Origin of the sequence: Pseudoalteromonas sp. NZS37 (assembly GCF_015864265.1) — a bacterium.
GTDB classification, from domain to species: Bacteria; Pseudomonadota; Gammaproteobacteria; order Enterobacterales; family Alteromonadaceae; genus Pseudoalteromonas; species Pseudoalteromonas arctica.
Genome location: NZ_JADYXL010000001.1, coordinates 116,492 through 142,944 on the forward strand (window position 1 = coordinate 116,492; position 26,453 = coordinate 142,944).

26 protein-coding genes are annotated in these 26,453 nt (G+C 39.0%); 2 read left to right on the top strand and 24 right to left on the bottom strand.

Annotated features, from left to right (window positions below; translation table 11 throughout):
* Window positions 1-5: 5 nt before the first annotated feature.
* The 3 genes from fliE to I6F47_RS00585 form a co-directional block, all read right to left on the bottom strand.
* The gene (gene fliE, locus I6F47_RS00575; RefSeq protein WP_008168784.1) at window positions 6-338 is read right to left on the bottom strand and encodes a flagellar hook-basal body complex protein FliE; all 333 of its coding nucleotides are present in this window, start codon (window positions 336-338) and stop codon (window positions 6-8) included.
* A 156-nt stretch (window positions 339-494) separates the two neighbouring features.
* Window positions 495-1,961, bottom strand: coding sequence for a sigma-54-dependent transcriptional regulator (locus I6F47_RS00580; RefSeq protein WP_197183144.1), 1,467 nt, complete (start codon window positions 1,959-1,961; stop codon window positions 495-497).
* Window positions 1,958-3,070, bottom strand: a complete 1,113-nt coding sequence (locus I6F47_RS00585; RefSeq protein WP_007581877.1) for a sensor histidine kinase — start codon at window positions 3,068-3,070, stop codon at window positions 1,958-1,960. The genes I6F47_RS00580 and I6F47_RS00585 overlap by 4 nt, the downstream gene beginning before the upstream one ends.
* Window positions 3,071-3,202: 132 nt before the next feature.
* On the opposite strand from I6F47_RS00585, the gene I6F47_RS00590 reads away from it, so the two are divergent.
* Window positions 3,203-3,799 (top strand): DNA-3-methyladenine glycosylase I, encoded by a 597-nt coding sequence (locus I6F47_RS00590; protein WP_024594882.1) that lies wholly within the window; start codon window positions 3,203-3,205, stop codon window positions 3,797-3,799.
* Between the two features lie 304 nt (window positions 3,800-4,103).
* On the opposite strand, the gene I6F47_RS00595 is transcribed toward I6F47_RS00590, so the two are convergent.
* From I6F47_RS00595 to I6F47_RS00695, 21 genes are all read right to left on the bottom strand, one after another.
* Complete coding sequence (locus I6F47_RS00595) at window positions 4,104-5,540, bottom strand: sigma-54 dependent transcriptional regulator (RefSeq protein ID WP_007581875.1); 1,437 nt, start codon at window positions 5,538-5,540, stop codon at window positions 4,104-4,106.
* Window positions 5,541-5,890: 350 nt separating this feature from the next.
* Window positions 5,891-7,957 carry a motility associated factor glycosyltransferase family protein gene (locus I6F47_RS00600; RefSeq protein WP_197183145.1) on the bottom strand — a complete coding sequence of 689 codons (2,067 nt, stop codon included), beginning with the start codon at window positions 7,955-7,957 and terminating at the stop codon, window positions 5,891-5,893.
* Entirely contained in the window at window positions 7,950-8,225 is a 276-nt protein-coding gene (locus I6F47_RS00605) for a hypothetical protein (protein ID WP_197183146.1), read from the bottom strand. The genes I6F47_RS00600 and I6F47_RS00605 overlap by 8 nt, the downstream gene beginning before the upstream one ends.
* Window positions 8,226-8,300: 75 nt before the next feature.
* The gene (fliS, locus tag I6F47_RS00610; RefSeq protein WP_197183147.1) at window positions 8,301-8,720 is read right to left on the bottom strand and encodes a flagellar export chaperone FliS; all 420 of its coding nucleotides are present in this window, start codon (window positions 8,718-8,720) and stop codon (window positions 8,301-8,303) included.
* 10 nt (window positions 8,721-8,730) lie between these two features.
* Window positions 8,731-10,122, bottom strand: a complete 1,392-nt coding sequence (gene fliD, locus I6F47_RS00615) for a flagellar filament capping protein FliD (RefSeq protein ID WP_197183148.1) — start codon at window positions 10,120-10,122, stop codon at window positions 8,731-8,733.
* A 10-nt stretch (window positions 10,123-10,132) separates the two neighbouring features.
* Window positions 10,133-10,525 (bottom strand): flagellar protein FlaG, encoded by a 393-nt coding sequence (locus I6F47_RS00620; protein WP_197183149.1) that lies wholly within the window; start codon window positions 10,523-10,525, stop codon window positions 10,133-10,135.
* A 75-nt stretch (window positions 10,526-10,600) separates the two neighbouring features.
* A complete protein-coding gene (locus tag I6F47_RS00625) occupies window positions 10,601-11,416 on the bottom strand; it encodes a flagellin N-terminal helical domain-containing protein (protein WP_024594800.1) in 816 nt (271 codons plus the stop codon).
* A gap of 192 nt (window positions 11,417-11,608) precedes the next feature.
* Window positions 11,609-12,427, bottom strand: coding sequence for a flagellin N-terminal helical domain-containing protein (locus tag I6F47_RS00630; protein WP_197183150.1), 819 nt, complete (start codon window positions 12,425-12,427; stop codon window positions 11,609-11,611).
* Window positions 12,428-12,719: 292 nt separating this feature from the next.
* A complete protein-coding gene (gene flgL / locus I6F47_RS00635; RefSeq protein ID WP_197183151.1) occupies window positions 12,720-13,973 on the bottom strand; it encodes a flagellar hook-associated protein FlgL in 1,254 nt (417 codons plus the stop codon).
* A 2-nt stretch (window positions 13,974-13,975) separates the two neighbouring features.
* A complete protein-coding gene (gene flgK / locus I6F47_RS00640) occupies window positions 13,976-15,979 on the bottom strand; it encodes a flagellar hook-associated protein FlgK (RefSeq protein ID WP_197183152.1) in 2,004 nt (667 codons plus the stop codon).
* Between the two features lies 1 nt (window position 15,980).
* Window positions 15,981-16,997: a flagellar assembly peptidoglycan hydrolase FlgJ gene (gene flgJ / locus I6F47_RS00645; protein ID WP_197183153.1), complete on the bottom strand. Its 1,017-nt coding sequence runs from the start codon at window positions 16,995-16,997 to the stop codon at window positions 15,981-15,983.
* A 165-nt stretch (window positions 16,998-17,162) separates the two neighbouring features.
* Window positions 17,163-18,257: a flagellar basal body P-ring protein FlgI gene (locus tag I6F47_RS00650; protein ID WP_024592771.1), complete on the bottom strand. Its 1,095-nt coding sequence runs from the start codon at window positions 18,255-18,257 to the stop codon at window positions 17,163-17,165.
* An 11-nt stretch (window positions 18,258-18,268) separates the two neighbouring features.
* A complete protein-coding gene (gene flgH, locus I6F47_RS00655; RefSeq protein ID WP_010553251.1) occupies window positions 18,269-18,952 on the bottom strand; it encodes a flagellar basal body L-ring protein FlgH in 684 nt (227 codons plus the stop codon).
* Between the two features lie 16 nt (window positions 18,953-18,968).
* Window positions 18,969-19,757 (bottom strand): flagellar basal-body rod protein FlgG, encoded by a 789-nt coding sequence (gene flgG, locus I6F47_RS00660; protein WP_002959420.1) that lies wholly within the window; start codon window positions 19,755-19,757, stop codon window positions 18,969-18,971.
* Window positions 19,758-19,778: 21 nt separating this feature from the next.
* The gene (locus I6F47_RS00665; protein ID WP_007581863.1) at window positions 19,779-20,522 is read right to left on the bottom strand and encodes a flagellar basal body rod protein FlgF; all 744 of its coding nucleotides are present in this window, start codon (window positions 20,520-20,522) and stop codon (window positions 19,779-19,781) included.
* A gap of 157 nt (window positions 20,523-20,679) precedes the next feature.
* Window positions 20,680-22,047, bottom strand: coding sequence for a flagellar hook protein FlgE (flgE, locus tag I6F47_RS00670; RefSeq protein ID WP_197183154.1), 1,368 nt, complete (start codon window positions 22,045-22,047; stop codon window positions 20,680-20,682).
* A gap of 59 nt (window positions 22,048-22,106) precedes the next feature.
* The gene (locus I6F47_RS00675; RefSeq protein ID WP_024595787.1) at window positions 22,107-22,787 is read right to left on the bottom strand and encodes a flagellar hook assembly protein FlgD; all 681 of its coding nucleotides are present in this window, start codon (window positions 22,785-22,787) and stop codon (window positions 22,107-22,109) included.
* Between the two features lie 13 nt (window positions 22,788-22,800).
* Window positions 22,801-23,232 carry a flagellar basal body rod protein FlgC gene (flgC, locus tag I6F47_RS00680; protein WP_024595786.1) on the bottom strand — a complete coding sequence of 144 codons (432 nt, stop codon included), beginning with the start codon at window positions 23,230-23,232 and terminating at the stop codon, window positions 22,801-22,803.
* Window positions 23,233-23,237: 5 nt separating this feature from the next.
* The gene (gene flgB / locus I6F47_RS00685) at window positions 23,238-23,645 is read right to left on the bottom strand and encodes a flagellar basal body rod protein FlgB (protein WP_010553246.1); all 408 of its coding nucleotides are present in this window, start codon (window positions 23,643-23,645) and stop codon (window positions 23,238-23,240) included.
* A gap of 145 nt (window positions 23,646-23,790) precedes the next feature.
* Window positions 23,791-24,621 carry a CheR family methyltransferase gene (locus tag I6F47_RS00690; protein ID WP_007581859.1) on the bottom strand — a complete coding sequence of 277 codons (831 nt, stop codon included), beginning with the start codon at window positions 24,619-24,621 and terminating at the stop codon, window positions 23,791-23,793.
* A gap of 20 nt (window positions 24,622-24,641) precedes the next feature.
* Window positions 24,642-25,574, bottom strand: a complete 933-nt coding sequence (locus tag I6F47_RS00695; RefSeq protein WP_007581858.1) for a chemotaxis protein CheV — start codon at window positions 25,572-25,574, stop codon at window positions 24,642-24,644.
* Window positions 25,575-25,714: 140 nt separating this feature from the next.
* Here I6F47_RS00695 and flgA point away from each other — a divergent pair, with 140 nt between their 5' ends.
* Window positions 25,715-26,422: a flagellar basal body P-ring formation chaperone FlgA gene (flgA, locus tag I6F47_RS00700; protein WP_007581857.1), complete on the top strand. Its 708-nt coding sequence runs from the start codon at window positions 25,715-25,717 to the stop codon at window positions 26,420-26,422.
* Window positions 26,423-26,453: the final 31 nt, after the last annotated feature.

The window sequence follows — 26,453 nt, forward strand, 5'->3', positions numbered from 1 at the left end:
CCTAATTAAACAGGCATGTTCATGATTTCTTTATAAGCTTCAACAAGTTTATTACGAACCTGTACTGTAGCCTCAAAAGCAACTGACGATTTTTGAGAAGCAATCATCGCCTCAGCAAGCGATACACTTCGATCACCCATTTCAACCGCTTTTACTTTTTGACCTGCATCTTGCTGTAAACCGTGCACTGTATTTAGTGCATCACTTAGCATGTCGCCAAACTGGGAAGTAGAAGTAGGCTGAACTTGAGTCGGCAATTTATTTATTTGATTATTACGGCCGGCTTCTAAAGCCATTGATTGCATTTCTTGAAATACAGCACTGTTTTGAATTTTCATAATTTATCTCTGACACGCAGTGAACTCTTACAAGTAATAAAGCACAAAGCATGCCAAATAATTAATCATTAAAATACAATAGGTTAACTTTAATTTGTGTTAGTCAGAGTTTTGACAACCCTAAGTTCGCAGCGCAAACTTAGGGTTTATAGGAGGTTATGCAGGAAGTGAAATACCTAAATCGCGCATTTGCGCTAGTTTATAACGTAAAGTTCGTGGGCTTATGCCCAACGTTTCGGCAACGTCTTTACGCTTGCCTTGGCAACGTGCAAGGGTTTCTAAAATAATGCGATGCTCTTTGTCTTTAAGCTCATCTTTATAGCTACCGGTATCTGCCGCTAGCAAGCCCTGCTTAGGTTCAGCCTCAACAGGTGCTTTTTCATCGTAGTATGCCGAGCTTAGCGTACTTTTATCAACGCCTTTATCTGCGTGAGCTAATTCTGTTGGCGATACTGTTTGCGCTGGTGCCAATGATGGCTCCATAACAAAATTATTAGATACTAAGTTTTCGATAAAAATAGCATGCTCGTTTATTGTATCGCCACTTCGCAGTATAAGTGCACGCTGTATAACGTTATCAAGCTCGCGCACATTACCAGGCCACGCGTGAGCCAGTAACTTTTGCTCGGCAGCTTTATCTAAATACGCCATAGGCTCTTTGCTTTTAATTATATGGCGCTCAATTAAATGCTTAGCCAATACAATAATATCGCCTGGGCGTTGGCACAATGGTCGCCACATTAGTGGAAAAACATTAAGCCTGTAATATAAATCTTCTCTAAACTGATTTTCAGACACGGCTTCTTTTAAATCACGATTACTGGTTGCCAAAATACGTACATCGAGCTGGATTGTTTTACGACCCCCTAAACGCTCAACTTCACGCTCTTGCAGTACGCGTAAAAGTTTAGCTTGTAACCCTAAGTCCATCTCAGTAATTTCATCAAGTAAAATAGTCCCGCCCTGTGCTTGCTCAAACTTACCCGGACATGCTTGAATCGCGCCCGTAAAAGCCCCTTTTTCATAACCAAATAACGTGGCTTCGAGCATATTTTCAGGTATGGCCGCACAGTTAATTGCCACAAATGGCTCATTACATCGGCTCGACTTATCATGAATATAACGCGCAAGTACTTCCTTACCCGAACCACTTGGGCCAAGTACCATTACACTTGCATCAGAGCGTGCTACTTTACTCGCAAGCTCTAATAATTGAATACTAGTTGGGTCGGCAACAATAGGTCCGTCGGTTTCTTTTGCTTTTTCAGGCAAATAACGGCTCACCATATTTAACAGCACTTCAGGTGCAAATGGTTTAGCCATGTAGTCAATTGCACCTAGGCGCATGGCTTCTACCGCATCGTCAATTGTGGCGTACGCCGTCATCATCAATACAGGTAAATCAGGGTGGTTTAATTTAATACTGCGTAGTAAATCAAGTCCACTCATTGCGCCCATTTGCACGTCGCTTACAACAAGCGAAAATTGATCTTTTTTAAGCAGTAACATTGCTTGCTCAGCACTGTTGGCTGCAACACATTCAATACCCGACATTTCAAGGGTATCTATTAAGGCTTCACGAAGCCCAGCGTCATCTTCGACAACTAAAATAGTGTTACTCATAATGACCCCTCTAGTTTAGATGTTGCCTTAATAGGCAGTAACAAGCTAAAGCAGGCACCACCCTGCGTATTATTGGTCACATCAACACGGCCTTGGTGCGCACTAGCCACCGAACTCACTACAGCAAGCCCTAAACCTGTGCCCTGACTTTTGGTAGTAAAAAATGGTTCAAAAATTTTATCGCTTTGGCTTAAATCAACACCTGGGCCATTGTCGCTCACACTAATACGAACCATATCTAAATCTTTTAAATCTCTTTGTGCGCTAATTTTTACTTTTGCACCGCCGCCAATAACTTGAATACTATTGTGCACAAGATTTTGAATAGCACTGGCCAATGCCGTTTTATTACCGACTATTTGTATATCTGGCTCTGGTAAGCTTACATCCAGCTCACTTTCATTAAGTGCGACCATCGCATCAGCACCGGCTTTAACTTCTGTTAAAAGCTGCTGCATTGAAACTTGCTCAACAACTTGCTGATCGCCACTTTTAGCAAATAACAGCATGTCGTTTACTTGAGTTTCTAAATCTTTTAAACGCGACATTAACTTTGTTTGAAAGTTATCGCGAGATGCTTCGGGTAAGCGCTTAGACCCTAAATTAGCCGCGTAAAGCATAGCGGCAGAGAGCGGCGTACGTACTTGATGCGCCAGTGACGCAACCATTTTACCCAGCGCGCTTAATCGCTGCATATGTGCAACACGTTTTTGTAAACGGCGAGTTTCGGTTAAATCCGTCATTAAAATAAGTTGCCCAGGCTCTGGGGCTAAAGCGGTAATATCAAGTTTTATTAGGCGCCCGTCTTTTAAAGACACTTCGTGACCATCATCTTGATGTGGCCTAAAAGAGCGCTGAATAACATTAAACCAGCGTTCGCCTTCAAGTGGCTCGCCAAGCATATCAATCGCTATTTGATTCGCTTTTGCAATCAACCCTTTGCCATCAAGTACAACCACGCCTGCTGGCATGGTATCAACCAAATGCGAAAGCCAACTTGCTTGCTTGCGCAGATCGCTTAATTCACCAATGTACTCCTCTTGAAGTAAACATGGGTTATACTGATTTGCAGAAAAAAACTGTGGTTTTAGCACGCTAGCAAGGGCCATAATCAAATCTCGAATTGATGTAGATACATGTCTAAATGCACGATTTATACCAAAATTTATTTACATACTTATCATTAAGTTACATCAATAATTTGAGCGACATAAAAATGACGCACGCAAAAAGGAATAATAATGAGTGAGCAAATAAAGTGCCGTTGCCCGTGGCTCGACACCACTAAACCCGACTACGTTATTTACCATGATGAAGAATGGGGCGTCCCCCTTTATGATGATACAAAGCTGTTTGAATTTATCACTCTAGAATCAGCGCAAGCAGGCTTAAGCTGGTACACAATTTTAAAAAAGCGCAGCGGTTATAAAAAAGCATTTGCTAATTTTGATGTAAAAAAAGTAGCACAATTCACACAAGATGACGTTGAGAGACTAATGCTTGATGAGGGTATTGTGCGCAATCGCTTAAAAATTTCGGCAACTGTTAATAACGCAAAGCGCTTTATAGAAATACAAGAAGAATTTGGAAGTTTTAGTAACTACCAATGGCAGTTTGTGGGTAATAAGCCGATTATAAGTAATTTAAATAACGTTGAGGACTACCCAGCAATTACAGAGGCATCAACTGCATTTGCTAAAGATTTAAAAAAACGGGGTTTTAAGTTTTTAGGCCCTACAACGGTTTACGCTCATATGCAGGCCTGCGGTATGGTTAACGATCACAGTAATGATTGTTTTAGAAAAGAAGAAATTATTGAGGCTTTTAGTAGTAAGTGATTTATAACCATAAAAGTGATTTGTTCACAAAGAGGTTAAGAGACGCTGCGCTATAGAGAAGTAACGCGTAAGTTGACTATGGTTTCTCATTTAGCCTCGTTTTTTCTCTTTGTGAAATAGCGTTTTATTTAAATGATTAAAAGCTACGCTTTTCACGCGAGCAAGTCTAGCGTCTACCGCCAAGGTTTAAGTTTGTGTTTATCTTGTAGACGCCAAGCTTGCTTGCGTGACGGGCAAAGCCCGTAAAGTGATTGATCACAAATGAATAATAAATAACGAAAAGTATTTCACCATTTTCGCACTTCTAATCTCTTGAAAGATTATACTTTTTCATTTTCTCAACGAGTGTTGTTCTGCGTACACCTAGTATTTCTGCAGCGCGAGCTACAACGTAATCATAGCGCTCTAACGCTTGGGTTATTAAGCTAATTTCAAGCTCTGCTAAATAATCTTTAAGTTCAATACCATCATCTGGCAATAGCCCACTACCCGTTTGGCTAAACTCAGCATCTGGCTCACTTTCATAATCACTAAAACCGGTGCTAAATATGTCGTTAAAGGCGTCTTTTTCCATTAACTCTTCAGGATATTCTGGCTCGTATGCTTCAACTTCAATGTAACGATATTTATTAGGTAAATCGGGAATATCAACCACTTTTTCAGGAAACATAATAACCATACGTTCCACTAAGTTAGCAAGCTCACGAATATTACCAGGCCAAGCATGTTCTTTTAAGCTCTCAACTGCGCGCTCTGTAAACTTAGCGGTAGAACCAGTCTGGTCGTTAACTCGGCGCATTAACTCCTTTAAAAGCAGCGGTATATCATCAGCACGTTCACTCAGCGATGGGTTTTCGATAGGAAATACATTTAAGCGGTAATATAAATCTTCCCTAAAACTCCCCTCTTCAATCATTGTTTCTAAGTTACGATGCGTGGCCGCAATAACGCGTACATCAGCCTGAATAGCCTTTGTGCCACCAACACGCTCGTAGCTGCGTTCTTGCAATACTCGCAGCAACTTAACTTGCATTTGCAGTGGCATATCGCCTATTTCATCTAAAAATAGCGTTCCACCTTGAGCAAGTTCAAAGCGCCCTTTACGAGCCGATATAGCACCAGTAAACGCGCCCTTTTCATGGCCAAATAGTTCACTTTCGAGCAGCTCTGCAGGAATAGCACCACAGTTAACTGGTACAAACGGTCCATTAATACGCTTTGAAAGCAAGTGAACATTACGGGCAACCACTTCTTTACCTGTGCCTGATTCGCCTAAAATTAAAACATTAGCGTCGGTTTTTGCCACTTGTTCAATTAAAAAGCGAACATCTTTTACGGCCTCTGTTTCACCAACAAGTCCATCAAAAATCTTATGCGGTTTAGTATGCTTATGCTCATTAGGCAGCATACGCTGATACTGCTGACAGTCGTGAAGTAACTGAGTTGTCACTTCGTGATTAAATGGCTCGCAAATAAGCCCCACCACATTAGCTATACTTAATAGTGGTTTTAGCGTTTCGCCAATTAATAAAAACGGTAATGTTGGATAGCGTTTAATTAAGCTTTCGTGGTCAAGTGATTGCAACGCTCCTAAAATAATCATGCATTCTTGCTGCTGATATTTTTTGCATTCTTGTTCAAAGCAGTCTTCGCTTAATAGTTGAGCAGCTTCACCAATAAAGCCAAGCGAAGCATTTAATCCTATTGCGCGGTTGTTATTATTATCTAAAATCAAGATCATATTTAGCGAGCCGTACTTTCACTAATTTGTATAATTAGTTAAATTGTAAGCCAGTTCAGCATGGATGCAAGTGATAGCGGCAGTTTTTTGACATAAACTGCCAAAAAACAGACACTTTTCGATTAATATATTAATTATCTGTAGGTAAAGATTACTTCGCCTACCAAAGTAAATTACAAATGGTAGACACTAGGTTAAATGCACTTTAGTTTTTTAATTAAATACAGAGTTCAATATTTGCATAACCTGAGTTTAAATTTTTTATTTAAACCACTAACTAAGAGTCGCACTTTGGGTGCAAACCCCAAAAACTGTAACCAACTTTACAAAACTAAACTCTTAAAGTGGCGCTAACTAAACTTAGCAGTATAATTTTCTTTTATAGCTTCAAGGTAGTTGCAAACTATTTGCGCACTAGTGTAATAGTTATTTATTGCTAACTGTTCATCCTGGTCGCTATACAAAGAATTTATTAACATTGAGTGAGTGTGTAAAAGTGTGCCGCGTAACAACTCATCAAAGTAGCTAATCGTCGTGTTATGAAAACTTGAAAGGCGACGAAGTTGCTCGTCTAGTACCTCTAACACTGCATTAATAGAAGCCGGTTGGCTTGACAGTTGCTCAATAAATAAATTACACAAATCTAAAAACAGCGGTACATCGTTGTGGATCGCAGCAAAAGCATCATTTGTATAAGTTTCTGAGCTTTTAATCTTGTCAGCTATATTTGAAAACAGTGCTGCTTTATTTTTTATTGGCGTACTAACTAATGAGTCGGTCTGAGTTGGCTTAGCACCTTCAACACAGGCTCCATCACTGCAATTTTTTATCTTTAAATGCGGATTTTGCGCTAATGTTCTTTCAAGTACAGAGTGAGAGTACTTAAATATCTCATCTGTTTCTACAAAGGTATCAGGATCAAAATTACCTTTTAGTTTATATTTTGCTTTGTGTTTATATAAGCCAGAGTCTTGGTCGCCCTTATAATACACACTGTTTTTGGAGTGATGCTGCTCAGACTTATAACCCATATCAACACCAAATAAGGTAATATCGGTAAAACCTATTTTTTCACAAAAAGCCAACGCACAATTACTTACGGTTGGATTACAATTTACTAGTAAAGCCGGTTTTTCTTTCAGCCCTAGACCTTGTACAAAAATTTTACTACTTGCTTCTCCCCATTTCACGCCCTGCACTTTATCTTCAAACATAGCAAACACAGAAGGTAAAACAGTATTTAAAGCTAAAAGGGTAATATCACTAAAAAACTCTTTATCGTAAAAAGAAGCTAATACATCATGTGTTACTTGGCAGCGCTCCATCTCACAATGGAAGTCTGGCTTTAATCCATATTGATGCAAAGCACTGAGTGCCGTGCCACAACTTATAATAATTGCGTTATCCTGATGCTCAATCAGCCATTGTATGTCTTTATCTAATGATGGACCATTAGCAATTAAGAAGACAGGTATATCTTTTAACTTCTCTAAGCTATCAGGCCTAAGAAAAGGCACGTCAAAGTTTTTTGAGAAGTTTTCAATACTCAAAATTGCATCATCATAAAAACCAAACCCTAAAATATTACCAACAAATTGCTGTGAAAGTTGCTTAGTAACACGGTCGAGATAGTCATCATGATAATGTTTATATAAAAAGCTATATCCTGAGAAAAAGCGTCCGAAGCGTTGAAACACCGATTCCACTTCTTTACTAATACCCAGTTCAGTATCAAACTCACCAACGCTAAAATGTAATTCAGTGTTATTTACATTAAGCTGCTCAAAAATGTGTGACCAATCGGTTAAAAATAAGCTTAAATAAAGAAGGTCAATATGAGGCTCATAAATATATAGCTTTTTCACTATATGGTCACTTAAAATAGAGTGAATATGATAACCGCAACCTATTCCCATTAGCATTAAAGTTGGCAAAACCTTAGGTAATCGATTACTTTTCTTTTGCTCGCTCTGCTGTTTTAAATTAATAGCAAGCTCATTTAAAAAATGACTATGAATAAATCCATCACTGATTTTTTCGCGGACAGAAAACTTATTTTTTAGCACAACTGGGTTTTCTTGAAAGCTTAAATACTGTACATATGAATCTTGATAAATATCATGTTTATATAGGTTTACTTTTTCTTTAGTGTCATAAACATTAACTTTCCCGTCTTCCATATGCAACTCAAAGCGGGAGAGCTGATAATTTAAAAAAGTATTGTAAATATCAGGATAAATAGACTCAAAAGCTAACATATTAGATTGAAACATTTTTTCTAAATCAAAATCAGGCCTTATAAAATCTTTTAATTTAACCTCGTATTTTTTTCTATTTTCAATCTGTGTCTGTAAAAATGATTGATAGCGCTCAAGTTCTTCTAACTTTTCATTTATAGCCAATGTTAGGTCATTCATAATTACTCGCTTCCTTAACTATTGAGTAAGCTTTTAGCTGTTTTTTCTTTTTTTGCATTGAGATAAGTAACATATGCAGCCTTACTTTTTCATCACCTAACAAGTCATAATGCTTTTGAGTTTCTGCTTGGAGCTGTACCATAAACTTACTGACAAACGCCTTACTTTCTGGTTCGAGACTACTGGATAGCTCAAGTAATTCGGCTAACAAGTTGTTTTTCTTTTCAATAACCTCTGCTAAACCGCTATAGTCTTCAGCCTTTGTCATAGAGCGCTCATCTTTAAGTAAGTTTTTTAGGCACTCACTAAGCTGCATCGCCTTGTAATTGAGAGACTTATCCACTTACGAACCACTTTGCTCTAAAAGTGCAAAACCTTTTTGTTTATCTTCTTCTGTAATACCATCCCAAGCTTCTTTTATAGGCGAAAACAACTCCTTTATCTCATCTAAAATATATATCGAATTTTGTGTATTCGCTTCTGATAATCTAATAACTAAATAATCATAAAGAGCATTTAAATTATCAGCTATATCACCACCTTGCTTTAAATTTAATCCTCCTTTTAATCCACCTATAATACCAATTGCTTTTTTAATACTATTATTTCTAGACTCAATATCTGAACGCTGAATAAAAACTTTAGCCTGATATACTTGAGTTAAAAATTCTCTCATCAAAATTTGAATAACTTGATGAGGATTGGCTTCTGAAAGAGAAAGTTCTTTTTGAGCTTTTTTATAGGTATTTACACGTAAGTTCATATTATTCCTATTAATTATCACTTGATACACTTGTTAATATACTTGAAATATAAGAGCTAGAAGTTTGGTATTGTGCAATTATGCTATCTAAAGACGCATACTGGCTTCGTAGTGATGCTTCAAGGTTTATAAGCCTTTCACTCAAAGTTTCTCTGTCTGTTTCAACTTTTTCTAAAGACACATTAAGACTTTCTTCTCTTTTTAATAAAGATCCACCACTACCGGTGTAAAGTTCAATTAAGCTATCGACCTTATTTACTAGACCATCCTCACTGCTAAAAAAGCTTTGTAATGAGCTATACCTATCAGAGATCGTACTATTTAGTAACTCTTCACCACTTTGTAATGTGCCAATACCTAATGTTGATATTTCCATCTCACCTTCACGGTTAAAGTTAATACCTATTTCTAATAATGACTGTATCTCTGTAGTACCACCTAGATCATTAGTAAACATTCTTTGCAATTGTTGTTCCACAGTTCTAACAGTACTGTCTGATGCTAAAGACCCAGATGAAGCATTTGACACCGTATCTAACTGCCCTTTAAGAACATTATAAGCATCAACAAACTCTTGCAAACCCTCTTTTACAACTCCTTCATCTACAGAAACACTAAACTCTTGGGGTTGAGTAGTTACTGATTTAAGAGTTATTGTAGTACCTTGTATTTTATCACTTAATTCATTAGTGGAGCTACTTACAGTCTGGTCGTTAATTAATGCCTTTGCGTCCTGTGATTGTTGTTGAATAACCATGCCTGAACTGCCACTAGGAGAACTCGTTGCTATGGCAGCAAGTGAATCATCATCTGATGTAACTGTAAGTGTATTACCGTCACCTGAAATGGAAGAGCTAAATGTTAAAACTGCGCCAGAGTCACTATTTACTATATTCGCACTAACACCAAAGTTTTCACTTTCTTTATTTATTTTATTTCTTATATCTTCGAGGGTATCTGCGCTTTCTATATTTACTGTAAATTCAGAACCACCTGCATTAAACGTTAAATTGCCAGTGCCAATAGTGCTATTGGAAGCACCTAATGCTACAGATTGTAATTTAGAGCCCTTTGCTAATTGCAACACTTCGACAGAAAAGTCTCCAGATTGCATAGAGCTGCCTACTTCTACTTCAAATGCTTGCTCTGACTCCTCTAAACCATTACCAAATGATACAAGCCTAGAATTGTACGTTTCATCATCGCCAAGTTTAGCAAGTGCATCATTAAATGTATCGAGGGCCGCTTTAAAAGTTCCAACACCTGATAGCTCTGTTGTGTAATTTATTTCACGAGCGTTGAGTTGGTTTGTCTTAACTGCGCTTTCAGCTTGAATAGTTACTTCAATTATAGACTCAAGATCTAAACCTGAACCTACCCCTGCAGATGTAATACTAGCCATAATTTAGCCCCTAAATTTCTTGGTCAAAAAGTAAACCTAGCGAAGTTCCAAAAATTTCTTCCTGTAATTTGTCTATTTTGCTTGCTAGCTCCAGCACTTCTTCACTTGGTATTTGACGTATAATTTCATTTGTTTCAGAATCGGTCACTACAACAAATGATTTTTTAGATTCTTCATGAATGTTAAACTTAAACTGTTTAGATTGAAGTTGAGATAGTGATTCTATTTTTAAAACTGACTCCTGCAAACTTTGTAACGAAATAAGTTCTCTAGGACTAACTTGAACCTCTTGTTCTAATTTTTCATCACTGGCATTTAAAGTGAGTTGCCGCCCTTCACTTAAAACAGAAGTTAAATTGATATTTAAGTTCTGTTTGTTTAAATCAGCGCTATTTGACTCCATTTAATTTCTCCCAAAAAAAAAGCTTTGTCTACCAGATATCTCCAGTATACAAAGCTTTTCTTAAATAAGCTTTTTTTATAAAAGAGACAAAGCAATCTGTGGTTGTTGGTTAGCTTGCGCTAACATAGAGCTTGATGCCTGCTGTAAAACTTGGTTTCGAGCAAGACTGGCACTTTCCGCTGCAAAATCAGCATCCATAATGCGAGATCGTGAAGCTGCAACATTTTCAGATACATTAGACAAATTGCGAATCGTTGAGCTAAAACGGTTTTGTTTTGCACCTAGATCAGCTCGTACATCATTAACCGTTTTCAGAGCTGCGTCTATACCATCTATAGCAAGCTGTGAAGTAGACGCATTACCTATACTCAAAGTATCAGTACCTAATCCGTTTGCTCCCATACTTGTAGCAATTGCAACTGAAATAGTTTGGCTTGCATCAGCTCCAACTTGAAATTCAACCCCATAACTACCATCTAACACTTTAACACCTGCAAATGTTGTAGTACTTGCAACTCGAGTGATTTCTTCATTTAATTGAGTAAACTCTTTTTGAAGAGAGGCTCTATCATCAGCGCTATTAGAGCCGTTAGCTGATTGGATAGACAATACACGCATACGTTGTAACATATTTGTTGTTTCATCTAACGCTCCCTCAGCAGTTTGAGCTATTGAAATACCATCATTTGCATTACGCGCCGCTTGGTCTAACCCTTTCATTTGAGACTCTAAGCGAGAACCTATTTGTAAACCAGCTGCATCATCAGCAGAGCTGTTTACACGTAAACCAGAAGATAGACGCTGGAATGACGTAGATAAATCGTTTGTAGAGTTTGATAAGTTACGTTGTGAGTTTAATGACATTACATTTGTATTTACGCTTAAAGCCATGATAGCCTCCTAATAATTTAACTAGATGGGAATCAAGCTTAACGTTAAACGTATTTTGCTCTGTGATTCCTGATTCAATTAAGTTATCGGCGCTAGATTTATTTACTTTAATGTTTTTTAGCTTTATTTTTTATTTTTATCTTCTAAAGCTTTAAAGCTAGGTAAAACCTAGCTTTAATTAGAAGACAATGGTTACTGTAATAATGATAATGCAATCTGAGGCTGCTGATTTGCCTGAGCAAGTATAGTACTTGATGCTTGTTGCAATACTTGATTTCGAGCCAAGCTAGCACTTTCCGCAGCAAAATCGGCATCCATAATGCGCGATCTAGAAGCCGATACGTTCTCTGCAACATTACTTAAATTTCGAATTGTAGAACTAAAACGATTTTGTTTGGCACCTAAATCAGCCCTAACATCATTAACAATTTTTAATGCGTCATCTATACTATCAATCGCTATTTGTGCTCCGGCCGCTGTCGAGATAGTGTCAGCGTTAACTCCCAATCCTGTAGCCCCCATACTTGTAGCAATTGAAACTGAAATGGTTTGGTTTGCATCTGCACCAACCTGAAACTCAGCAGAATAAGTACCATTTAGAACGTTTACTCCACCAAATGTCGTTGTTTCAGCTATTCTGTCTATTTCTTCTTTTAATTGGAGGAACTCTTTTTGCAGCGCAGCTCTATCATCATCGCTATTAGAACCGTTAGCTGATTGAATTGATAAAACACGCATACGTTGCAACATACTTGTTGTTTCATCTAAAGCTCCTTCAGCCGTTTGTGATATTGATATACCGTCGTTTGCATTTCTAGCAGCCTGATTTAAGCCATTTACCTGAGTAGTTAAACGAGAACCAATCTGCAAACCAGCGGCATCATCTTTTGCGCTGTTTACACGCAAACCCGATGATAGTCTTTCAAACGAAGTACTAAGGTCATTCGTTGAGTTTGCTAGATTTCTTTGAGAGTTTATCGAAGCAATATTTGAGTTTACTGTTAAGGCCATTTTACCATCTCCTAGTGTTAAGGTGCGGTTCTATATGCTTTAAGCAGGAACCACTATTTGTAGTTTATCTTTGTTAATTTAAATGCATGAGTCATGCCAACTAACAAAAAAACTTAAGTAACTGTTTTTAATTGATATATCCGGACAGGCAGTAGAATGAATTTGAATTAACATATTTTTATAAGGGAGTTATTAGTAAGTGACATATTTTTGCCGCTCACTTTCACTTATTTCTATATGCGAGGAGGCAAGTTATTACCTTTTAGTAAGCTAATAACTCTAATAACGGAATTTACAAATAATCAAATAATGAAAGGTTGGATAAACGCCCAAAAGTTGCCTGCGATGCTTGCAATGCAGTTTCTTGCTTAGTCAATTCGCTAATTGCTTCAACCATATCAACTTCTACTAAGTTAGAGCGATTACTTTTATTTTGTATGTCAATCGACAAGTTTGAAGCTGTAATTCTATCGACTACATTTAGCCGCCCGCCTAAATTTGCTTGGGTAAATACAACTTGTTCACCTGCATTCTGCAGTTGTACAACTCCATCAGCAAGTACTTGTTGAAAGTCTTCACCTTCAAGTGTGCCATCGTTAAGGCCTGCAATAAGTGCTTGTAATGTATTAAGTACATTTTCTTTGCCTGGTTTTTCAAGGCTAATATCTAGCTGTCCAGGCGCACTGCCTTCTAATTCAATCGTCATACCTGCGTATTCAATTGTATCATCGTTAACTTCGCCAGTTACTGCGGGGGTTAGTGCTGCGCCGTCTCGGTATATTTCGTAGGTTTGTGGATCTGTTGCTGTAGCACCTGGGCTTACTAATACACTATATGTATTTGCTGTTGCCGAAGCTGCTGGGTCTGCGTTGTAATTTGCTTGATGAAATTTATCAAACTCAGCTTGGCCGTCAACATATACACTTGCCGCTGTAATAGAGCCTGAAACACTTGCCGTGTTAGATTTTACGTTTAACCGCGCATCAACCTTTTCAAACGTATCAAAGCCGTTATCGCTTGATTTAATTGATACACCTTCAGCTATAGTTATTTGGTGCTGACCTTGGTCGCCATTATAAGTGTATTCTTCTGCAACTGAGTCAAACTGATATGGTTGCGTATTGTCTTGGTAACCTGAAAATATAAATTTCCCATCTTCTAAACGGGTATTCATTAGGTCAAGTATACTACTTTGTATCCCTTCTAATTCTGAAGCTATAGAACTTAAATCAGACTTACTTAATGCTCCGTTACCTGCTTGAATTGTTAATGTTTGTGCTTTTTGTATAGCATAGTTAATACTTTCTAATATAGTTTCTTCACTATTTAATCTATTACTAAGCTGGTCGATATTTTTAGTGTATTGCTCATTAGTTTGTATTTTATTTGAATACAGCATAGCTTGCGAAATAGCAGCTGGCGCTTCTGAGGTGGTTAAATACTTTTCACCTGTTGTTACTCGCTCTTGAGCATTTGCAACACCTTGTTGGTTGTCGAGTATTTTATTTATGTTGTTTTGGTACATTAAATTATTTGATAAACGCATAATTACCTCGCCGCATTTAATAAGGTGTCAAAAATTTCTTGAGCTGCTGCTAAAACTTGTGCTGATGCTGAATATGATTGTTGAAAACGCAGTAAATTTGCGGCCTCTTCATCAAGGTTTACACCCGATAACGACTCGTACCATGCCTCAGATTGCTGTGCTAGAGCATCAAATGCAGCCCCACTTGTGATTGCTTGGCCAGTTATCACACCTATATCACTCACTAATCCTGAATAAGCTTGGTTAAAGGTTTTATGGTTGTCGGCCGTTACTGTTGTTTCTACATTTAAACGGACTAACTCACCATTTTGTAAATCAGCTAATTTTAAACCATTACGGTTATCATCAAAGCCGCCTTCGTTAAACTCAAGTGTAAAGGTGTCGCCTGTTGCTGGTGTACCTTCTATATCAAAATCGAATCCGTAGGTATCGAATGGGGCACCCGCTTGCGATAACATTCCTTTTGCTGGAGGCGTAATAGTAAACGTACTCGTTCCGCTATTATCTGTAATTTGATATTCGTTAGCATTATCTGTTTTAACAAGTGTTATTTCACCGTTTGTTAAGCTTGGTGTTGAAGTAAATCCACCGGAGGTAACATTTGTTACTTCTCCCGCTGAAATAGTAGCGGTACCTATATTATTTAAATCGTTAGCAGTACGAATTGGCGATGCTAGTGCTAAATCTTCTGCGCGCCCTGTTGCAAGTGTAATACTTGAAGCGGCATCTGAATTAAGCTTTATTTGAAACTGATCGCCTTCAACACCTGCCCCAGATACATTCACTTGAAGGCCAAATGATTCGCCTGAGGTTATAGTCGATGAATCAATAACACCTGTCGATATATCAGCAAGTGAAGGCTGCCCCAGCGGCTCCCCTTTGTTATCTATAGGCTGAATACTTACTTCATTAGCATTGCCTGTATAGGTAATAATAAAGTCACTGGCAGGGAGTTCACTGCCCTTACCTGGCTCTACCGTTGCAGTCATACCGGCTGTACCTGTGTTAGCTTGATACGCATAAGCGCCAACGGTAGGAATATTAAAAATATTACCCCCTAGCTGACCTGTTGCATCCATACCCAATTTGTTTTGTTCGTTAAATGCATCAGCTATCGCTAAGCCCATTTGACCAATTTGGTTTTGCGCAGGGACTAATATGTCATCTCTAAAAGCAAGTAAGCCGCCAATTTTTCCTTTAAGCTTACTTACATCAACTTCAAGCGGCACTGCTTTGCCACCATTAACGTCAAGCGTGAATTCTTTAAAATTAGGATCGGGGTCGCCTGTCATCGAAAATAAGTTAAATGCGCCATTTTGCATAACAACCGCTTCGCCTGTGCCCATAAAAACGAGTTTTTCGCCATTTGGACCATCAAGCGTTTCTATGTCTATTAGCTCTGATAAGTCGCGTATTGCTTTATCGCGTTCGTTATAGGTAGAGCTCGCATCTGCGGCGTTATTAGTGCCATTAACTGCTGCAATATTTTGATTTAGCGTGCTAATACTTTGAATTAGTGAGTTTGCTTCATCTGAAAATATTTCGAGCTGCTCGTTCACTACACTTTTTTGATCAAGCACGATGCCCGAAAGTCTATCCATTTGATCAATTAAGCTTTGCGCATCTGTCATTACTAATGAGCGGGCAACGGTAGATGACGGCTGATTTAGCGCTTCTTGCACGTTATTAAATAAAGAGTTAATTCCGGTCGAAAGGTTGTTCGACTCTTCAGAAAAAATAGTATCAACTCTATTTGCCTCAGTAATAAACTGATCGAAAAACGATTTATTAGAGGTGTCACGATTTAGCTGTGACTGAGCAAACTCGTTTAGTAATCGGTATGTTTCGCCTCGCCCCACTTGGTTATCAACCATAGTGGTAAACTCTGTACGCTCACGCACATAGCCTACGGTATTTACATTGGCGATATTTTTACTTGTCGTTTGCAGTAGCTCCGAGCTTGCTCTAACCCCAGAACTGGCAATGTTTAATAAATTAAACGACATGTTACTCTACTCCTTGGCGGATCACGTTTGCCGCAATGTCTTTTAGCTGACTGCTATTGAGCACTTTTTTTATTTTGCTGGCATAATTTGGATCGGTTGCATAACCTGCTTTTTGTAATGAATCTAAAAAGTCATTTGGTTTTGCTGTATTTTGTAATGCTTCTTTGTAGCGTGGGTTTTGCGTTAAAAAATCAACGAAGTCGTTCACGCTATCTTTAATTGAATCGTAGGCTCTAAAGCTGGCTTGTTTTTTAACGGGTGTACCTTGCTCAAACTCAAGCGTTACTTTGCTTGCTTTATCGCCTTCCCAGCTATTATCTGACTTAATATTAAATAAGTTATTTGAGCTACCACCGTCACTTTTATTAATAATGTGCTTACCCCAACCGGTTTCAAGTGCCGCTTGTGCAACCATTACCGCTGGGTTTAAACCAATTTTTTGCGCTGCAGTTTTAGCGTGTTCCCACACTGAACTTATAAACTCTTCTGCATTTTTAAATGTTGGGCTATCGGTTTTAGACTCTGCAGTATTAACCTTAGGCTCAGCAATATCGGCTTTAGTGTTATTAACGATAAGATCGGGTTGCTTATTTTTTTGCTCATGAGGAAGAGCTGAGCCGACTTGCGTATCGCTAAAAATATCGTTGGTTGTTCTAAGCACCGAGCCTGGCATAAAGTTTTTAGACTCAGGCGATAACTGCTGAACAATTAAATCGGCAAGGCCTAACGAGCCATTTGATGAAAGCTCTGTTGAAAGTTGCTGATCGTGCATTTCTTCAAAAAACTTTACGCCACTTGAATTAAATGGGCTGTCTTTGTCTTCAAATGCTTCGTTAGCTTTGCGCATTCCTTTGAGCAACATTTGCGTAAAAATAGCTTCAAATTGTGCGGCCGCTTTTTTGAGCGCAGCTTTAGAGGCATCAGTTGATGCATCGCCACTGGTTAAGGCTTCTTTACGAAGTGAATCTAAGTTGCCTAAATCAAAAAAGTTTTGCTTATCGAGGTGGTTAGTTTCCATCGGCTTTTTGACACAAAATGAATAATGCAGTTAAAAATGCAAAAATTGAGCCACTACCGATAAAACGAGGAAGATAAAAATAATAAACTTAAGTTGTTGTAAATAAAAAGCCCTAGTTTCAAAAAATAGGGCTTAAGTAATACGTTATTTATTGGCTTGGGTTATTTATATAACAACTAACTGCCCGTTAATTGCGCCGGCTTCTTTTAGTGCTTCTAAAATAGCCATTAAGTCACCAGGCGCTGCGCCTACTTCGTTAATTGCGCGAACTAAATCGTCAAGGCTTACACCTGGATTAAATACAAAGGCGCGCGAGTCGTCTTGGTTTACATCAATAATACTTTGCTGTGTGACAACTGTATCACCGTTTGCTAGCGGGTTTGGTTGTGACACATTTTGTTGTTCTGCAATTGTTACTGTTAAGCCACCATGAGTTATAGCCGCAGGCTGAAGCTTAACGTTTTTGCCAATGACAATTGTACCGGTACGCGAGTTAACTATAATTTTAGCGGCCATATCAGCTGGTTTAAATTCTAAGTTTTCGAGTGTCGATAAGTACGATACACGCTGGGATGCATCGCGTGGCGCTATAACACGAATAGAAACAGAATCTATTGCTTGTGCGCTATTTGGGCCAACTAAGTCATTAATTGTTTTTTCTAGGCGTTTTGCCGTTGTAAAGTCTGGGCGGTTTAAGTTGAAGGTAATGTAATCGCCTTGCATAAATGGGCTTTCTACAGTGCGTTCAACTGTTGCGCCATTTGGTATACGACCAACTGTAGGGGTGTTAATTACAACCTTACTACCATCAAGACCTTGTGCGCCTAAGCCACCGACAATTAAGCTACCTTGTGCAATAGCGTACACGTTACCGTCTACACCCTTTAAAAAGGTTTGTAGTAAAGTACCGCCACGTAAACTGCCTGCACTACCAATAGAAGAAACCGTAATATCTATTGTTTGTCCGGGCTTTCTAAATGCAGGTAATTCTGCATGCACAGCAACAGCGGCAACATTTTTAATTTTAGGACTTTGAGTTGAAGGTAGCGTAATACCAAAGCTGTTCAACATGCCTCTAAAACTTTGTTGTGTGTATGAGTTTTGCTCGCCAGTGCCTGGTAAACCAACCACTAAGCCATAACCAACTAATTGGTTAGAGCGTACGCCTTCAACCATAGACACATCTTTTATGCGCTCAGCACTGGCAGTAAACTGCCAACCTAATAACACAACTAAACATAAAGCTTTAAGGCTATTCATGTTGTTACCCTCTAAAATGGAAACAGCGAACTGCTAAAGAAACGTGTAAGCCAACCAGGACTTTGCGCTTCTTGCGTTTGCCCTTTACCTGAGTATTGAATGCGTGCATTAGCAATACGGTTTGATTCAACCGTATTATCGGCGCTTACGTCTTGAGGGCGTACTAGCCCTTCTAAACGAATAAACTCCTCACCGGTATTAAGCGTTAGCCATTTTTCGCCGCGTATAACTAAATTACCGTTAGGTAAAACGCGCATTACATTAACCGAAATATCACCCACTAAGCTGTTTGACTGGTTTGATTTTGAGTCGCCCGTAAACGACGAATCGCTACCAATACCAAACTGAATACTATCGCCACCTATATTTACAGGTAGACCACCTAATCCAATAACGGGGTCTAAGCTTGCGTCGGTTTCTTTGTCTGTTTCTGTTTTAGCGGCTTTTGTTGCTTGAGTAGACTCTTGCAATTTAACCGTAATTATATCGCCAGTACGTAGCGCTTTTTTATCAGAATATAAGTCGTTTGATGTATGAGTATTAAACAATGAACCTGTGGCTACCAGCGGCTCTAAAATAGGCTCGGGGTACATAGGTGCGTAGTAAGGGTCGTCCTGCACTACTTCACTATTTTGCGTAGACATACAGCCACTTAAAAATAATGTGCCCGCTGTAAATAAAATAATATTACGCATAATTCCCCCTACTCTATTAAAGCTGTTGATTGATATAACTCATCATTTCGTCAACGGCCGAAATTACTTTTGAGTTCATTTCGTAAATACGCTGAGTTTCAATTAGGTTTACGAGCTCTTCAGTTACATTTACGTTTGAAGTTTCGAGTGAGCCTTGAATAATGCTACCTAACCCTTCAACACCAGGATTACCTTGTACCGGCGCACCACTTACAGCGGTTTCGGTATAAAGATTTTGACCGATTGGCTCAAGGCCCGACGGATTAATAAAATCACTAATAGTAAGCTGACCAATGACCACGTTATCAGCTTGGCCTGCAACACGTACAGATACTTCGCCGTCTTGCGAAACCGTAATTGATTGCGCGTCATCAGGTACATTCATTTCTGGCTGAATAACGTAACCTGCGCCCGATGTTACAATTCGTCCATCGCCATCGGTAGTAAACTGACCATTGCGCGAGTAAGCAATATTGCCATCTGGTTGCAGTACTTCAAAAAAACCTTCACCAGAAATCATCCAATCTAGTGAGTTTTCGGTGGTCAACATGTTGCCTTGCGTAAACTCTTTTTGGTTAGCTACAACTTTAGCACCCGCACCTAACATTAAGCCCGATGGCATTTCGGTATCTTGCGATGAACGACCACCTGGTTGATTAATATTTTGATAAAGTAAATCTTCAAATATAGCGCGGCTTTTTTTATAGCCTACGGTACTCGCATTCGCTAAATTATTTGAGATAACCGATATATCGGTTTGTTGAGCGTCTAGCCCAGTTTTACTGATCCACAATGCTGGATTCATAATCGTGTCCTCACTTTAAAGTTAAACTATGCGTAATAACTGATCTTGACGCTCGTCAATTTCTTCAGCTGTTTTCATTAATTTCACTTGTAATTCAAATTGGCGCTGGTGGCTTATCATGTCGACCATTTCGTGAACAGGGTTCACATTAGACATTTCAAGCGAACCACTTAAAACTTTTACATTGGCAGAGGTATCTACTGTTACATTTGCTTTTGGTCTAAATAAACCATCGTTACCTTTTTCGAGCTGTGAGCTATTTGCTTCTACTACTCTAAGCGTGTCTATTTCTTCTAAAAAGTTAGCGGGAGCGCCTTGTGGTCGAACTTGAATAGCGCCATCTTGGCTAAACCCTATTTTTTCGACTGGGACAGGTAAAATAACAGGTCCCCCTTCGCCAATAACTTGACGACCATGACTGGTTACGAGCATGCCTTGAGCAGTAACGTTTAACGTACCCACTTTTGTGTAAGCTTCATTACCGGAGGCATCTTGCACAGCAAGCCATGCGTTATCGCTCATCGCGATATCTAAGTCTCGCCCGGTTTGAACAATGCCACCCGATACCATGTTAGAACCCGGACGCTCTTGCATTGAAAATACACGTGTAGGCAAACCTTCGCCAAACGCTTGCATAGAACGCGCCTGCGCAAAGTCAGCTTTAAAACCCGTTGTATTTGCATTTGCCAAATTATTGGCTTTTAAAGCAAGCCCTTGTAGGCTTTGCTTAGCGCCAGAGGCCGCAATGTAGACCATTTTGTCCATAGTATCGACTCACATAAAAAATCTCTGAACTTACAAATGCAAAATAGATGCCAGATTAAATTTGACGCAACATTGAGAGGTATTTAGAAGGGCTTGCAAAGAGGACTTATAAAAAAGGCTGCAAAAATGCAGCCTAATATATTTAATAGGGTTTAGCTTATCGAATCTGCAAAATACTTTGCTGAATAGTTGAGTTAACTTCAAGCGCACGTGAGTTTGCTTGGTAATTACGCTGTGCAGTAATTAAGTCTACAAGCTCATTAGTAAGGTTAGTATTTGATTGCTCAAGTGCTGATGAGTTAATTCCACCAAACGTACCCGAACCAGCTTCACCCGCTACAGGTTCACCTGAATCAATACTTTGCTTCCAGCTTGTATCACCCACTTGTGATAACCCTTGTGAATTTGGAAAACGTACCATAGCCACTTGGCCTAGGAATGTTGAGTCACCATTACTGTAAGAAGCGACAATTTTACCGTCTGTTCCTATATCGATTCCGGCTAAACGACCAACTGTTGAGCCATCTTGATCGAGTGCTTTTACTTCAAAACCGCTAGAATACTGAGTTGGGATACGTCCTGCCGTGTTATTTTCATCGCGCCAGTTAAGCTCAATACCAGTACCTGGGAAAGTTGCACCATTGTCTAGTAATGTTGATAAACCAGCACCAGAACCCGCTGGCAGTAGTATTTCATCAAAAGTAGTTGTATTTGTATTTGCCACACCACCTGTTGTTGATGGTAAACCACTTGAGTTAAAACCTAGGGTAGTCAGTGGTGTATAAGGCGCGGTTTGTTCTCCACCAGTTGTGCCATCAACTACTTTGCCATCGAGTGTTGCGTATACTTCCCAACTGTTATCTGTACCACCTGCTGCGGCATCATCTTCTTTAGCAAAAAAGTATTGTAAAATATGTGGTTCACCTAGTGAATCATATACCGTTGTTGACGTAGATGAGTTATAAGTACCACTAGAAGCAGGGTCAAAATCTAGACCTGATGGATCCGCCGTTGCATCTAAATTAAACGACAAAAATACATTTTCTGTTGCGCGAGGAGAACCAGACGAATCAGGGATTTGAATTGGATCAGTTGTGCTCAAACTTACCGACGTTGTATCACCTGTAGATGAATCAACTGGGAATGCTTGTAAAAAGTTACCTTTTGCGTCAACCATAAAGTTATCTTGGTTAAGCTTAAATGCACCTGCACGTGTATATGTTAAATCTTGCGAAGATAAATCATCGGTCATCGCAAAATAACCTTCACCAGTGATTGCTAAATCAAGTGAGTTATTTGTAAATTGTAGTGAGCCTTGATGAAACTGCTGCGCAACCATGGTTGTTTGCACACCGTCACCATTTTTAGTCTTACCAGAGCTAAATACTGATGAAGCGTAAACATCGGCAAACTCAGCGCGTGACTCTTTAAAACCTGTGGTATTAACGTTTGCAATATTATTTGCCGTTACGTCTAAATCTTTTTGCGCGGCAGCAAGGCCGGTTAATGCAATATTGAAGCTCATAATTCACCTCTAACCTGTTAGTCTGTGGCCTGCTAGCAGGCGAAAAATACTAAAATTTATTACGCGATTTCTGCTACATCTGTCAGCCTAACCGCACCTTCTTTAGTGTTAATAATAATGCCACTTGAGCCATTAATATTAACGCTTTCAATGTTCTTGAATGTAGCAATGGGCAAGCTTGAAAATTCGCCGTCAGTACTTCCTTCGGCGGTTACTGAGTATTCACCTTCAGGTAAACGCTCACCGGCTTCATTTTTGCCATCCCACGCAAAACGTACTGCACCTGCTGATTGAGAACCCATATCAATAGTTCTCACTAGTTGACCTGATGCATCTGTCACTTTAATTTTTAAGTTATCAACGGCTTCTTCTGCCACTGCAGAGCCTCTGGCATCACCCGTTTCATTTAAATCCAGGGTGTTTGACTCAAGTAAAGCTTGCTTGCCAACAAGTGTTGATGCTTGCAATGCTGAATTTGATGTCATAGATGACGCTAAGCTATCAAAATTTGAATTTAAATCGCTGATCCCTTGCGCCATTGTAAAGCTCGTCATTTGAGCAATCATTTGATCGTTATCCGCAGGGTTACTGGGATCTTGAAACGATAATTGCTGAGTTAACAAAGAGAAAAAGTCTTCTTGTGTTAACGCATCACTCTCAGTATCACTGGTAGCAACTTGTTGCTCTTGCCAGCGTATAGAGTCTAAATAGGATGAAGATGTACTAATATCGTTACTCATAACCTACCCTCGGTTACCGCTGCCCTAGCAACAGTGTTTTACTTAGCATTTGCTTTGCTGCATCAGCAACTTGCACGTTTGTTTGGTAAGAACGAGAGGCAGAAATCATATTTGCCATCTCCTCTACAACATTAACGTTGGGTTTATAGATATAGCCATTTTCATCCGCACTTGGATGATTTGGGTTATATTCAATTTGTAATGGTGCATTACTTTCAACAATGCCCAAAACTTTAACACCAACTGCGGAGCCCTGCTGGTTACTTGCTGATGCTGAAGCTTTTGTTAGCTCAGCCGCAAATACAGGTTGGCGCGCTCGGTACGTTTTGTCTTGAGATGAACTAATGGTATTAGCATTAGAAATATTACTAGCTGTAGTATTTAAGCGAACGTTTTGTGCGCTCATACCCGAACCTGCAATATCGAAAACATTATATAAACTCATAATTTTTATCCTTGACTACCGAGAGCTTTATTCAGACCTTTGAATCTGCCGCTTAAAAATTGCAAGCTGGCCTGATACTCCATAGCATTCTGTGTATACAAGTTTCGTTCCACTTGTATATCAACCGAGTTACCATCGCCTGTATCTGATTGATTTGGCAAACGAAATGATTCTGAACTGCCCATACTATGAGTACCTCCACCAATGTGTTTATCATTAGTTCTTACCATAGTATTGCCGCTTTGCTGGGTTGACCTTGCCGCTTTTAAAGCTGAGGCAAAGTCTATATCTTTTGCTTTATAGCCAGGCGTATCAGCGTTAGCTATATTAGTTGCAATTAATTCTGCTCGCTGTGAACGGATCAACATGGCTTGCGGATGCACACCTAATGCTTTATCAAAACTGATAGCCATAACCTTCTCCAAAAAATTGACTTACCCATGAATAAAGCAAAAAATAAGCCATTAATATTAGGAAGTGTTATATTTTTATAAGACTATGTATCTAAATAGAAAAACGACGCTTGGTGCGTCGTTTTAGGGAAATGAATTAACTTAATTATTTCTTTTGGTAAATGATACCGGGGTTGCATCTAACCATATCGAACTCAGTACTTAAGCCAGTCAAGGACTCTGACGCTCCTAAAAATAAGTACCCTTTTGGGTTTAATGCTTGTGCAAACTGATTAATAATTTTAGCTTTTATTTCAGGCGCAAAGTAAATAAGTACATTACGGCAAAAAATAATATCAAATTTGCCCATTAACGCGTAAGAATCAAGCAAATTCAGGTGCCTAAAACTAACTTGTTTTTTTATTGTATCGTTTACTTGTGCCATACCATTGCCGCTGTCTTTAAAAAACTTTTTACGACGCTCTGCAGATAACCCTCTGGCAAGTGCAAGCGCGTCATATTCTGCATTTTTACACATATCAAGCATGGTATTAGATATGTCGGTACCAATAATTTGTGCACCCATACGAAGCACACCAGGTTGCTTAGTATTAAATTCAGCTACTGACATAGCTATTGAATAGGGTTCTTGTCCTGATGAGCTGGCAGCAGACCAAATTTTTAAAGGCCTTCTTAAGTCTTTAAACTCAGGAAAAAGCTTATTTTGGAGCAACTCAAACGGGTATTGATCTCTAAACCACAACGTTTCGTTTGTGGTCATTGCATCAACCACAGCGGCTCTTAATTGCCGCTCGTGAGGCCCGAGAGTTTTACTAACCAACTCCGATAAAGATCCCACATTAAATCGAGTCATTAACGGAGCAAGTCGGCTTTTAACTAAATACTGTTTGTTTTCACCTAAAACAATGCCGCATTGCTGCTCTAAAAACGAACGAAACTGGTCGTATTCACTTTGCTGCAAATCTTTATTATTCAAGTTAGTAGCACCTATTTTTGTTAATCACAATGAACCCACTTTTTAACCGCTGTTGCTAATTCGTCAGGGTTAAATTTAGCAATAAAGTCATCTGCCCCGACTTTTTCAATCATCGCCTGGTTAAAAACACCACTCAGAGAGGTATGCAAAATAACATGCAAAGGTGCAAGTTTGGGATCTGCTTTTATTTCAGCTGTTAAGGTATAGCCGTCCATTTCTGGCATTTCAACGTCTGAGATGAGTAATGCTACTCGCTCAGTAATATCGTTTTTACAATCAAGCTCTGCTATTTCTTTTAATCTTATAAGTGCTTCTTTACCATTTTTGGCAAGCTCTGTTTGCACGCCTAACGGCTCTAGGGCACGTTTAACTTGATTACGCGCAACAGCAGAGTCATCTGCAATAAATACGATACGTTCGCCTAAATCTTTTTGAATATCGCCGCTTTGTGCAACTTCAGCACTTACTTCTGTGTTTACTGGGCAAATTTCGTTGAGAATTTTTTCTACATCGAGAATTTCGACTAATTCATTTTCGATTTCGGTCACTGCTGTTAAATATGAATAACGTCCGGCGCCTGATGGCGGTGGCATTATTTTTTCCCAATTCATATTTACAATACGTTCAACTCCGCCCACTAAAAACCCTTGCACAGAGCGATTGTATTCAGCAATGATTATAAAGCTGTCTTTAATGTTGTCGATTGGGCGCCCACCTACAGCCATTGATAAATCAATTACTGAAATAGTTTGACCACGAATATGTGCAACACCACGAATATACGGATTAGATTTTGGCATGCTTGTTAGTGGAGGGCATTGCAGCACTTCTCTCACTTTAAATACATTAATACCAAAACGCTGACGCCCTCTGAGCTTAAATAAAAGTAATTCTAGGCGGTTCTGCCCAACCAACTGTGTGCGTTGGTTTACTGAGTCTAAAATGCCTGCCATTCAAATCTCCTAAAGAAAACAAATAATACGGAACGATAATTGCTTTCTATTTATAAAGCTACATAACATCGCGGGTGCGTCTACTTTTTGACGCAAAATATTTATACCCTGTTTGAAACCATAAGCATAGTCGAAACATTATGAGTTTGTTAAAAAAAATCAGAAGATACAGTGTTTTTTATTTTGTTACTAGCTTGTGCTTTGTATTCCCTTTGCAAGCTAAAGTGTTTAGTAAAGATTTATTACAAGACATGGCCGTTGCTTATATAGCTAAGCAGATTGGTACATTGCAAAATACTAATACTCAATTAAGTGCACTGCCTTTAGATAGTCGCATTCCTGATCGTGTCTGTAATACTGAACTTGAATTATCAACATCCGATGAGCCACCATTTAACCGCCAAGTAACCTTACAAGCCAAGTGCAATGATGCGCAAACGTGGGCTCAATACGTTCATGTAAGAGTTGTTGAAATGGCTCCAGTTGTTGTTGCCACTGCTAATTTAACCCGCGGTGAAGTAATAACTAAATCGCATTTAAGTATTGAAATGAAACCAACTCACTTTGTACGCATACAGTACTTAGATGACCCCACAATGCTAATAGGCAGCAGAAGTAAACGAAATATTAGAAGTGGTATGCCAGTATTACTAAACCAAATTTGTATGGTGTGTAAAGGTGACTCTGTTAATATTTACGCTAACCTTAGAGGCCTTAGAATTAAAACCACAGGTATTGCTTTAGAAGACGGTACTTTGGGCGAACAGATACAAATAAAAAACAAAAAATCAGGTAAAGTTTTAAATGCGCGAGTAGATGGTGTAGAGTCTGTTCAGGTGAATATTTAATTTAGATTTATACTAAAGTATCCTACGTATA